The sequence below is a fragment of the Terriglobia bacterium genome, assembly GCA_036496425.1.
GTDB lineage: Bacteria > Acidobacteriota > Terriglobia > 20CM-2-55-15 > 20CM-2-55-15 > 20CM-2-55-15.
The window spans coordinates 1-11,301 of the sequence record DASXLG010000245.1 but is presented as its reverse complement, the minus strand read 5'-3'; the positions used below and the strand labels follow the sequence as shown (position 1 = coordinate 11,301).

Annotated in this window: 8 protein-coding genes; 3 read left to right on the top strand and 5 right to left on the bottom strand. The window is 56.1% G+C overall.

Translation table 11 applies throughout. The features are described from left to right. The first annotated feature begins 120 nt into the window (after positions 1 to 120). Positions 121 to 1,026, top strand: a complete 906-nt coding sequence (locus VGK48_17325) for a hypothetical protein (GenBank protein ID HEY2382940.1) — start codon at positions 121 to 123, stop codon at positions 1,024 to 1,026. Positions 1,027 to 1,362: 336 nt separating this feature from the next. Here VGK48_17325 and VGK48_17320 read toward each other — a convergent pair whose 3' ends face one another. After that, positions 1,363 to 3,660, bottom strand: a complete 2,298-nt coding sequence (locus VGK48_17320; protein ID HEY2382939.1) for a tetratricopeptide repeat protein — start codon at positions 3,658 to 3,660, stop codon at positions 1,363 to 1,365. A gap of 163 nt (positions 3,661 to 3,823) precedes the next feature. After that, a complete protein-coding gene (gene pstS, locus VGK48_17315; protein HEY2382938.1) occupies positions 3,824 to 4,867 on the bottom strand; it encodes a phosphate ABC transporter substrate-binding protein PstS in 1,044 nt (347 codons plus the stop codon). 550 nt (positions 4,868 to 5,417) lie between these two features. On the opposite strand from pstS, the gene VGK48_17310 reads away from it, so the two are divergent. Beyond that, on the top strand, positions 5,418 to 6,977 hold the full coding sequence (locus VGK48_17310; protein HEY2382937.1) for a hypothetical protein: 1,560 nt from the start codon (positions 5,418 to 5,420) through the stop codon (positions 6,975 to 6,977). A 216-nt stretch (positions 6,978 to 7,193) separates the two neighbouring features. Here the strand turns inward: VGK48_17310 and VGK48_17305 are convergent, their stop codons facing one another. Next, complete coding sequence (locus VGK48_17305) at positions 7,194 to 7,472, bottom strand: hypothetical protein (protein ID HEY2382936.1); 279 nt, start codon at positions 7,470 to 7,472, stop codon at positions 7,194 to 7,196. Between the two features lie 73 nt (positions 7,473 to 7,545). Here VGK48_17305 and VGK48_17300 point away from each other — a divergent pair, with 73 nt between their 5' ends. After that, complete coding sequence (locus VGK48_17300) at positions 7,546 to 8,643, top strand: hypothetical protein (protein HEY2382935.1); 1,098 nt, start codon at positions 7,546 to 7,548, stop codon at positions 8,641 to 8,643. Between the two features lie 76 nt (positions 8,644 to 8,719). On the opposite strand, the gene VGK48_17295 is transcribed toward VGK48_17300, so the two are convergent. Then, entirely contained in the window at positions 8,720 to 9,664 is a 945-nt protein-coding gene (locus VGK48_17295) for a CHAD domain-containing protein (GenBank protein HEY2382934.1), read from the bottom strand. Between the two features lie 52 nt (positions 9,665 to 9,716). Next, the coding region (locus VGK48_17290) for an HD domain-containing phosphohydrolase (protein ID HEY2382933.1) at positions 9,717 to 11,301 on the bottom strand (1,585 nt) is incomplete at its 5' end.

Below are 11,301 nucleotides of genomic sequence, written 5' to 3'. Positions count from 1 at the left end.
GTAGTAGAAGTGCTATGGGAGAATGGGTTCAAAATCCGACTGCACTAAAGGCGGGACAAGATGCGACAGTCGACTCGTAACGTTATTTCACTCTGTTTGGTAATGCTCATGGCATTTCCAATGTCTATTTTTGCCAGCTCGGTGAGCGTGGATGGCTTCTGGGATTATAACAACACCGAAGGCTACACACTCTTTACAGAGAATTACAATAATCCCGGCGATTCTGGCTGCGGTAAGGGTAATTGCGACCAGGGAATTCTGGGAGTCGCAACAGACGCCACCAATTTGTACCTCATGTTCGCTCAACCACTGAGCGTGGTCGATAACAGTTATGGCACCAACGCAGTTGGTTGGGCCAAGGGTCACAAGTTCAGTGATCTAACAGGAAGCGACGAAGCGACATTCGTCATCACGTCGGGCAGCACAACATTATTCAACTCGGATATCGATTACGTATCCCAGAACGCCCCTTACGTCTCGGGGGGAAATTCCAGCGGAGATGGCAGCAACAACGCCAAGATGTCTCCGGGAGTTCTCGATGGTGCCGCGACGTCGATCCAATGGGATTTAGCGTCCGGCAATAATACGTGCGGTGCGCCCACGACGAACTCGCCCGATATTGATGGCAACTCCGCTAATACGAACAGCCCCAATGCCACTTACAACAGCAATGGGACCAACAATCAGGTCGGTGGCAGCTGCGGCACTTGGGTGTTCCCGGTTATTTATGAAATCAGTTTGACCCTGAGCAGCCTGGGTTTGTCCCCTTTTGCAAACCCCAATGCGATCCATAGCCAGCTGGATGTCACAATCGCGCACGACTCGCCATCCAAGACCGGTGAGACACCTAACGTATGCACCGACGGTGTCGTGGGACCGAGTGGTAGTAATGCCTCAGTCGCGTTGGGCTGTTCGTCCGTGGTAACGACGCCGGAACCGGCAAGCATTCAATTGCTCGGTCTAGGAATCCTTATGATGGGCCTCTTGCTGTACATACCAAGGAGGAAGCAGAGATTTCTGCCGTAGGGTCAAAAAACAGCAGTTTCGGAAAAAGCCCAGAGGATTCTCTGGGCTTTTCGCTTTTCTGAAGGCGCTGTCTAAGAAGCTGTGAATGAATGGGAACAATCTGGAACAACACAGTATCCCTGCCTGGGCTTTATTCGGCGCGCCCAGGCAGGTCCGTCTCTTGTTGCAACAGTGTCTGACCTCTCCCGCTGCGCCCTGATCAAGGTAGCGTCGCATTTGTTTGGAGGGCGCAGCGGGCCCCCCCTTCGAGGCGGGGAAATATGGGCTTGTCCCGGATTACCCAATTCATTCACACGTCTATGACCGCGCCTACAGCGGGAATGCCAATGTCTGATTTCAGTTCAACGTAATCTGTTTGAGCGCATCCGCTGCCAGAGATCTTTCCTTGAAGTTCCTGGGGTTGCTCAAGGCCTTTCGAAGGGCTGCCTCGGCTTCTTTCATCTGGTAGTCCTGTTTATAGACCATGGCCAGATGATACTGGAAGACCGGATTGTCGGGATTCTTGGAGACGGCAAAACGAAGCTGTTCGCGTGCGATCGTATTGTTGCCGCGCGTGTGTTGCACCCAGCCCAGGGTATCCGCAAAGTTCGGGTCGTTCGGATCTCCCTTCCGGGCCCTCTGCGCAAAGTCGAGTGCGGCATCCAGATCGCGCCCCTCCTCCAGGAGAATGAAGGCAAGATTGTTCGCGGCCAATGGAGCATTGGGATTGATCTTTAATGCTGCCGTGTAACTCTGTTTGGCGGCGTCCAGCTTATTCTGTTTCTCGTAAATGCCCCCTTGGAACGTATAAGCGCCCGAATGCGAAGGATTCCCCCGCAATACCGCCGCCAACGCTTGCAACGCAGCATCATCTTTTCCGGTCCGGTCATAGATCATGGCCAGGTAAAAGTTGGTATCCACGCGGCCGGGTTCCTTTTCGAGAGCTTTTTTCAGCGCCTGCTCGGCCTCTGGCAGCTTGCCCGCATTGGTATAGGCAGCGCCGAGCAAATCGTAGTGGTATGCCTGTTTCATATTATCGGGAATACTGTTGAGTTTATCGATCGCTCGTTGAGGCTGCTTTACCGAAATGTAAAACTGAACAAGATCCTGCAGGACCGGTTGGGAATTCGGCTCCAACTCCAAAGCATGAGCGAAGCTCTTCTCCGCTTCCGCGGTGGATCCGCGAACCTGGTAGTAAAGACCCCTTTTTTCAAACACAACCGGATTCTGCGGATTGTCACGAGCCAGGTCGGAGAATTCCTGGTCCGACTCGCCGTACTTCTTTTCCTGCACGTGCAAAGTTGCGTTCAGCAAACGAGCGGGCACATACGTGGACGAAAGTGCCAGCGCCTTGTTCACCTCGGTCCGGGCGTCGGGTAACCTGCCGTTTGCCATAAACATTTCCGCGAGGCCCACGTGTGCGGGAACGTAGGTCGCGTCCGCTTCCAATGACTTTTGAAAATGCCCCTGCGCCTCATACAGGTTTCCCTTCTTCCGCGCGATGTCTCCCAGCAGGAAGTGAGCCTGAGGGTACCGGCCGTCTATCACGCCGCCTTTTGCCAGCGTGAGTTCGGCCGCTTTGTAGTCTTTCGTATAATACTGTAGTTCCCCGAGCAGCGTGTTGCCGAGGGGGCTGTTCGAGTCCGCTTTCAGAATCTGATTTATCTCCCTTTGAGCAACATCAGGCTGATCGTGCATGGAGCTGAGCGCCAGATTGGCTGCGACGTCCAGATTGCCTGGAAATTTTTGTTTGAGTTCGGTCAACAAGGACTGCGCATCGGAATGCCGGTCGCTCTGATTATAGATATCAGCGAGAGCCAGCAACGGTTGCGGATCGCCCGGCGCCTTCTCCGCGGCGCTTTTCAGAGTTTTTTCCACATCCGCGAAGCGCTGGGTTTGCCTGTAAAAACTAATGGCAGGTAGATACACGTCCCGCTCCGCTGGAAAAGCCTGAAGCGCCTTTTGGTAGGTCGCAGCGGCCTCCGGAATTTTGCCGGTGGCCCCGTAAAAATTGGCCAGTGAAATCAGGGCGAGCTTGTTTGTGGGTTCGTGTTCAACCGCTTTCTGGAAGTTCGCTCCGGCTTCGGCGAGGTCACCCTGCCGCATCTGCACAAACGCGAGACTAACCAGCGGAACTGCCTGCTCTCGAGAAACCTTGACGGCCCTGTCCAGACGATTGATCGCGGCCGGATAGTCCTGCATCCCGGCTAACGCGTTTCCCGCCAGGACCAGGGCGTCAACGTTGTCCGGAGATTTCAACAGGATCCGCGCGGTTCGTTCTGTTGCCAGGCGAAAGAAACTCGGGTTCCTGGCTCCTTGCGAGTAATATATGCCGCCCAACTGCAGATTCGCGGCGAAATCATCGGGGTCGGACTCCAGAAGCGTGTTCAGTTGTGAGGCGGACGCTCGGATATCGCCCTCGTTGAGGTAGCTCATAGCGAGGAGATAGCGGGCATCCCGGTTTCGCCCTTGCTTTTGAAGCACATTCAAGAGTTTGACGATAGCTTCGGGATATTTCTTTTCCGCGAAATATTTCCGCGCCGCCGCAAATGATGCCTCGGGTGTCATGGAAGCGCGCAATCGGAAGTAGCCGAGGACCCCTCCAACAATAATGATGACAGCCAATGCAACCACCGCTAAAGGTTTTTTTTCCATAAACGTCGGCCCTCCAGGGAGTTCGCCAATCCCGTGCCCAGGATCTCTCTTCCGGCATTGATAACCCAAATATGTATTTTACGCTAGAACGAAAGCTGTATCAGGGGGACAGTAAACTCTCCCCCTGACACAGGCGGGGCTGGGCGGGGTCGCTCACGAGGACTTACTGAACCTTCGACAGAGCCTTCTTCTCCATGGCGACGACTTCTTTGGGGAGCTTCGCGTAGGAGAGTGCTTCGACCATATTCTGGCCGTCACCGAGCATCCATTGAACGAAATCGGTGATCGCTTTCTTCTTGGCCGGATCCTGAATCTTGGAAGGAATCAAGAGCCAGGTGAAGCTGGCGATGGGATATGCATCTTTGCCTGCGGCATTCGTGATGGAAACGCGGAAGTCGGCAGGCATCTGCTTGGCCGCGGACGCGGCTGCAGCGGTGACGCTGGCAAGATCCGCTTTCAGGAACGTGCCGGCCGGATTCTTAACCTTGCCGTACGGCATTTTGTTCGTCAGGGCATAGGTCAGTTCGACATAGCCTATTGAGTTCGGCGTCTGTTTAACCAGACCGGTGACTCCGTCGCTGCCTTTGCCGCCGAGACCGACAGGCCAGTTGACGGCGGTGTTCACGCCGACTTTCATTTTCCATTCCGGATTGACCTTTGCGAGGTAATCCGTCCAGATGTACGTTGTGCCGCTGCCGTCCGATCTGTGGACAACGATAAGGTCGGTCGCGGGTAATTTCACTCCCGGATTGGCTTTCATCAATTCCGGATCATTCCATTTCTTGATTTTTCCAAGGAAGATTCCGGCAAGCGCTTCAGGCGTGAAATTCAAATCCTGCGTCACGCCCGGGACGTTGTAGGTGGGGACGACGCCGCCGAGCACTGTCGGAAAGTGGAGCACCGGACTGCCGTGCTTCATCTGGTAGTCTTTGAGCTGATCATCCGACATCGGCCCGTCGCTGGCGCCGAAGTCGACCGTCCCGTCGGTCACCCCCTTGATTCCGCCACCGGATCCGACCGCCTGATAATTGATTTGCATGGCCGGAAACATCTTGTGATATGAATCAAACCACTTCGTGTAAATCGGCGCCGGGAAGGTCGCTCCCGCGCCATTGATCAGCACGGTTTGAGCAGGGGCGGCGAACAGCACCGCTGCGGCCGCCATGATGCAGAGCAGAGCAATCTGCGCGAAAGTTGTCTTTCTCATACCGTCTCTCCTATTCCAAACCTACAGATGTAAATAAATCCTGTAAGAAGCATTTCCAGATCGTGTTCTGGCTGCGAGCGTAGGCTAAACACCGACCGTTATCAACCCATGACGGCTTTATGAATTCTTTGTTACAACCGACAGGGCTGGGTTTTGTATTGAAAACCGCGAACCAAAGGAAAAATCCTCGGTTTTCCGAATCTCTGGCATTAGGCTAGGGCGGCGGCAATGCGAGTGGTATCGTCGTCGTAGTACCACACTCTGGACACATTTCAAACCGGTCGTAACACATTTGTAACCACTTATTGAAAATCACGTCACTCCCTGCGCGTAATCCTACATGTTCGCTTTTTACTGAATTCTTAACACTGCTTTTCACGATGAAACAGCTATAGGAGGCCTTCGAATGACACGTACCGCAGTACGATACCTGCTCCCATGTTTTTTGAGTCTAATCTTGCCGATTGGGGCCGCGGCCCAATCGGGCCTCGACAATTGTAAAGATTCAAAAGCGGGAACGACGCCGACAGCCGAGTGCCAAGTCGAACAGTTGAAGAAAACGGCTAAGGATCAGCAAAACCAGAGCGGCCAGCCTGTTCAACAGCTGGCTATGAAGGACGGCGCCGCTGGCGCGACTACCGCAACCGACGCAACATCGGCGCCTGCCGCCGGCGCCGCCACTTCCGCTACGGAGCCCGGGGTTCCTTCCGCCGCTCCGGCCCCCCAGACCGCGCAGGACGATCTGAGGAAGCAGGTCGAGACCCCCGACGCGTTGCACTACAAGGGCGTCACGATTACCCCGGCCGGGAGCTTCATTGAAGCGGCGACGGTTTGGCGCCAGGGGGCCACGGGCGGCGGCATCGACACAGCGCCCACCGGCATTCCGCTGGAGCACTCCGGGTCGGCGCAGACCAGCGAGTTCTACGGATCCGGCCGTCAGTCGCGTATCGCCCTCAGGGGTATCGGCAAGCTGAACAACGTGGAAATGACCGCATACTACGAGATGGACTGGCTCGGCACCGGCACTACTTCGAACGCCAACCAGTCGAACAGCTATGTGGTTCGCCAGCGGCAACTCTGGGCGCGCGCAGCCTTCACCAACGGCTGGAACATCAGCGGCGGCCAGATGTGGTCGCTGACAACGGAAACCACGCATGGTCTGGACAACGCCACCGAGATCCTGCCGGCCACCATCGACCCGCAGTACATGGCGGGCTTCGTGTGGAACCGCCAGTACGGCTTCCGTGTCGCCAAGAACGTCAGCAATAAGTTCTGGTTCGGTTTTTCGCTGGAAAACGATCAGATTCTTCCCGGCGGCAGCGGACCGGCGAACCAGTTCATCGGCTCCGCCGGCGTGGGCGGCGGCCTCTACAACTTGAACGCGAACTACTCCTTCAACCTTGCCCCGGAGCTCGTTGTCAAAATGGCCTTCGAGCCTGGCTGGGGACACTGGGAAATCTTCGGCGTGGAGCGCTCCTTCCGAAACCGCGTCTATCCAAATGCTCCCGCGAACTCGGCCGGAGCGTATAACGACAAAGTGGCCGGAGGTGGCATCGGCGGCGGTTTCCGCGTGCCGTTGGCCAAAAAAAAGCTCAGCATCGGCCTGAAAGGGCTCTACGGCGATGGCACGGGCCGCATGGGCGACTCGACCATAGCGGATACCACCTTCAGAGCAAATGGAACGATGGCCCTGCTGCACACGTGGTCGGCACTGGGCACGATCGAGGTGAATCCCATTAAGCCGTTGACTCTCTACGTGAATTACGGCGCTGACTATGTGGGCCGCAATCTTCAGAGTAGCGGCACGTCGGGCTATGGCCTGCCCAGCGCCAACATGAGTGGCTGTACGACAGAAGGTGTTCCTGGCGGCAGCTTTTCTCCCGCCGGTACCGGCACTTGCGCCGGCAACAATAAGGACACGCAGGAGCTCATCGCTGGCTTCTGGCACAACTTCTACGATGGTCCCAAGGGCCGCTTCCGGATGGGGCTCAATTACAGCCGCTGGGAGCGCGATCTGTGGTCGGGCGCCGGCGGGGCGACCAATCCCGGCGGCAACGCCAGGGGTGTCGACAATATGTGGTGGACCTCGATGCGTTTTTATCTGCCCTAACCTATACTGCCCATGATCATTGCTCCGTCAAAGTTGCTTAGCCGCAGATTACGCGGATGACGCAGATGGGGGGCGCAAGAAGACGACTTGGAATGCACCCCCATCTGCGTCATCCGCGTAATCTGCGGCTTAAATCCCCTCTTCAAGAGCCGATAACTGGGTCTTTAATGAGAATGGGGAACCAGAGGGAAAATCCTCGGTTCCCCATTCCCGGGATTAGGCCAAGGCAGCGGTAATGCGGATGGAATTACCAGACTGTTCCGCATCGACACCGTCCATGGAAACATCGTATGGCAGGTCGATCACCTGACGGATCTGAAGACCAGCTTCGTCAATGCCAGGTGCGAGGAGAAATTGGCGGGGTGCAATATGCACAGCGACATCAGGCATGTCGTGGGTGGGGAGCAGAACTACAATCATAATATCTTCGTCATAGGCGCGAGTCTGACCAGCGAAGCTCGATTCTAGCGGCGGCTCATGAATGTTTTCGTACACAATGTTGATTCTTTTGTTACAAGCAGGCGGGCAAATGCTTGCTATGCCGTGCAACCCGATGAAATGATTTCATATGGCTTCGATTTCGCGGGGAAGGTGTCTCAGTATTTTCGCCTATGACATCGGGCTGTCGATCGACCTGAGCGAGACCGAACGGAGGCTCACTTCCGCAAAACGTGAAACGATCAGACACAAGCGGCGCGCCCCGAAATACTTCGACTACCGGCCTGCTCCGCTCGGCATCAGCCAGCAGGCCGAGTCGCTGCGTCTCGACGAAAGATTCGCGACCGAGCCGCAGGTCGACCTGATCGTCTACGACTTCGGCGCGGTGAGCGTGATTTACCGGGTCGCCGTCGCAGGCGATAGTTCGGCCCTCCTTTCGTTGAGTGAGAGGCTGTATGAAAACGAGCTGCTTCTGCACGACTCGCGGCGAAGGGTGGAAGATCTGCTCAAGGTGATCCAGGGCGCTGTTTCGAAGGCCAACATTTCCCCATTCGTCGAAGATTACGTCATTTTTCAAATCGACGGCTTTACCGAAGCGATCGCTATTGCCGAACTGATCAGCGGTTATGCCCAGCAGCTTGCGCAGATTCTGCGCGCGGAAGCGCGTGAGCTCTCGGAAGACGAAGTGCGCGATGCGCTATCGCATCGTATTTCATTCGGGAAAGACGACATTGTCCTGGTGGATTGGAACGCCGCCCTGGTGGTCGACAAAGACCCTGAAGACATTCTCACAATCCTCGAGTTTGCAAACGTGGAGTTGCTCGAGATGCGGTTTCTCGATCAGCGTCTCGATGAGGCGCTTGGACTCGCCTACGAGAGGCTGTTGAAACGCTCCCGAAAATGGTTTCCATCGCGCTCGAATCTCGCGGACCTGCGCGAGATCTCGCAGTGGCAGGTCGACAGCGCGATCCTTTTCGAGGGCGTCAATAACGCCCTGAAGCTGCTCGGCGACCAGTATCTGGCGCGCGTTTACCGGCTGACCGCCGAACGATTTCACCTGACGGAATGGGATGCCAGCATCCTCAGGAAACTGGAAACGCTCGAAAGCATCTATGAGAAGATCTCGGACCAGGTCGTCAGCCGCCGGATGGAGGTCATGGAATGGATCATCATCATTCTGATTGCCATTTCTATCGTCTTGCCGTTCATCTCGTCCAAATTTCACTAAGTTGTTACAAATTTGAAACGTTGCTCAGCTGATTTGCAGCACCTCCTTTATGCCGGAACGCGAGCGCCAGAGATGGTTATCTTTTTAGTCGAGGGGCAGGACGTTCGCCACTCTCAGGCCGCGAGGACGTAGAAGCGGGAACGCGGGCGTCCACAGCTCGCGTCGTTTCGGCGACCGGTTTTGCGCGTTCCGTCCCGAATAGCTTGTCGAATCTGGGCGCGGATGTGACGATCTTCCGGATCAACCCCTGCCTCTTCTCCTCAAGGCGTTCCAGCGCAGGCACGATCGCGATTTTCCGTCCTTTTTTCTTTGCCCACTTCTCGAGCTCAGCGCGGAGCATCTCGAGGTCCCGGCTGTCGCCCATGAGCTTTTGAAACATGCGCATCTGGCGGGCACGCTGCTTTGCCGACGGACCAAGCACCGGTGAGGCTGCTTCCACGACATAGCGCATCTTTTTGAGGGCGATCCGCATGTCATGCAAAGCCTCTTCGTTCACCGGCTGTTCGCGCTGGAAGCGGCGCTCGGCTCTCAGGAATTCGTTGCGGCGGGCCGCGATAACACGTTCGACCGAATGCAAGATGCGGCCATTCTCCGGCCGGCCTGCATCGTCCAACCCGGAGAGCACATGCTTCACATTCTTTGCCAGCCGAAGTTTCGTCCCGCGCTTCAACTCGTCCGGAATCCGCTTGATTTCCTGCCGCTCACGGCGTTCGAGACGGTTCTTGAAATCGGAAATAGCAGCCGCCTGCGGGATTTGAGAAACATTTTCCAGCTGGACCTGCAGATCTCGAAGCGGACCCATGCGTTTGAGGACCTTCTTCAGACGGCGTTGCAGACCGGCAACCCCATCCTGGCCCGGCAAGGCGTTCGCCAGTTCCAATACCGCAATGAATCGCCGTGTCTTGACACGGAGATCGTGAATGGATTTTTCGGAGGTCTTCGACCGCGCTTTTTTCCAGGCTTCGGAGAACTCTTTCCAGGACCTGTCAAATGAGGACAGGAGATCGTCGCCGCTCTTCATGAAGTGCAATATGATAGCAACGTCAAGCCAGGATTGGCCATCAGCAATAAACCTAATGCGTTGCGGCGACTCCGTGCGAAGCCGACTGTTTGTATCGGGCTTTTATTGCATACATTCGTTCGTCGGCCCGTTCCATCGCATGCTCAAGATCGCACGCATCTCGTGGAACAGTTGCCAGGCCGCAACTCACGCCGAACAGAAATCTGCGATATCGCACGTGCGCCGGATCCCAGACGACCATCCGGCGGAAGTTGCGAATCTGCATGTGGAGGACTTTCGGATCCACCAGGCTCAGGACAAGGAATTCATCGCCGCCAAAACGGCAGGTCAGTTGCGCGTCGGGGAATGCGGAGCGCAGATGGACGCCGATTCGAGCGAGAGCCGCATCGCCGGCAGCGTGTCCAAAATTATCGTTGACGCCTTTGAATCCGTTCACGTCGATCAGCACAATCGAGAAATCCTGCCCCAGTGTTCCCGTAACCATTTCGAAAGCGCGGCGGTTTGCCAGACCCGTCAGTTTGTCGACGGTTGCGTCGCGGCGCGCTGTTTCCAGGGCCACCGCATTGCTGAGAACCGGCGCGATTTTCTCCGCAACGACATGGACCCAGCGCATTTCCTCTTCGTTGAACGGAACTTCACGGCGGTCCACAGAGATTGTCGCGACAACCTTGTTTCCAAAAACGACCGGAATGCCTTCTCCTTCGCCGGACTCAAACGATGCCGTGCAGCCTGGAATCGTCTTTGACAGGTGAGCGCGCACGGCGAGCTCGATTTCCCCGACGGCTGTAATTCCCTCGATGGAATGCGTGAGCGATTCCAGAAGCTTCAACTCGGATGTCGCCTGATGGATTCCGGTATATGCGGCCGTTGAAGTTGACGATGACCACGCAACGACTTCGCGATAAATCGATTCCCATACCTTCACAATTTCGGGATCGAAGAATGTGCCGGCGCCCGCGCGCAACGCTTTAATCGCATCGTTCACCGTATCTTCGCAATCGACGCGATCCGAGGTGTAGGCGTCGAAAACGTCCGCCACGGCGAGGATCCGCGCTCCGTGCGGAATTTCGTTCCCGCGGATACCGTTAGGGTAGCCGCTGCCGTCGAAGCGCTCGTGATGCGCCAGGATGGAATCCGCCACTGGATACGGAAACTTGATATTCGAAATAAGGTCGGCGCCGAGCTGCGGATGCATGCGCATCTTCCGCATCTCTTCCGGAGTCAGCGGTCCGCGCTTGCTGAGAATGTATTCGGGAATCGCCAGCTTGCCGATGTCGTGCAGCAGAGCCGCAGCGGCGACGGCTTTGATTTGCTCGTCGCTGAGCTTCATGGCCTCCGCGATCGCCCGCGAGTATTTCTGCACGCGCTGAATATGACCGTGGGTGTTTTTGTCTTTTGCGTCCAGAGCCAGTGCCAGAGTGGACAGCGTCGAATTAAAGAGGTCCGCCATCTCGGCAGCATGCTTTTTCTCGTTGTCGAGGTTCTTGAAGTAAACCTGGTAGGAGTAATAGCAAAAATACAGAATGGGCGTGACGACCAGCAGAACCGAGGCCCGCATCGACGCCGCAAAGTGCACAACCACCCAGGCGAGCAAACCCGCAACGAAGAAAGATGGAGCGGTGCACAGAAAATTGTCA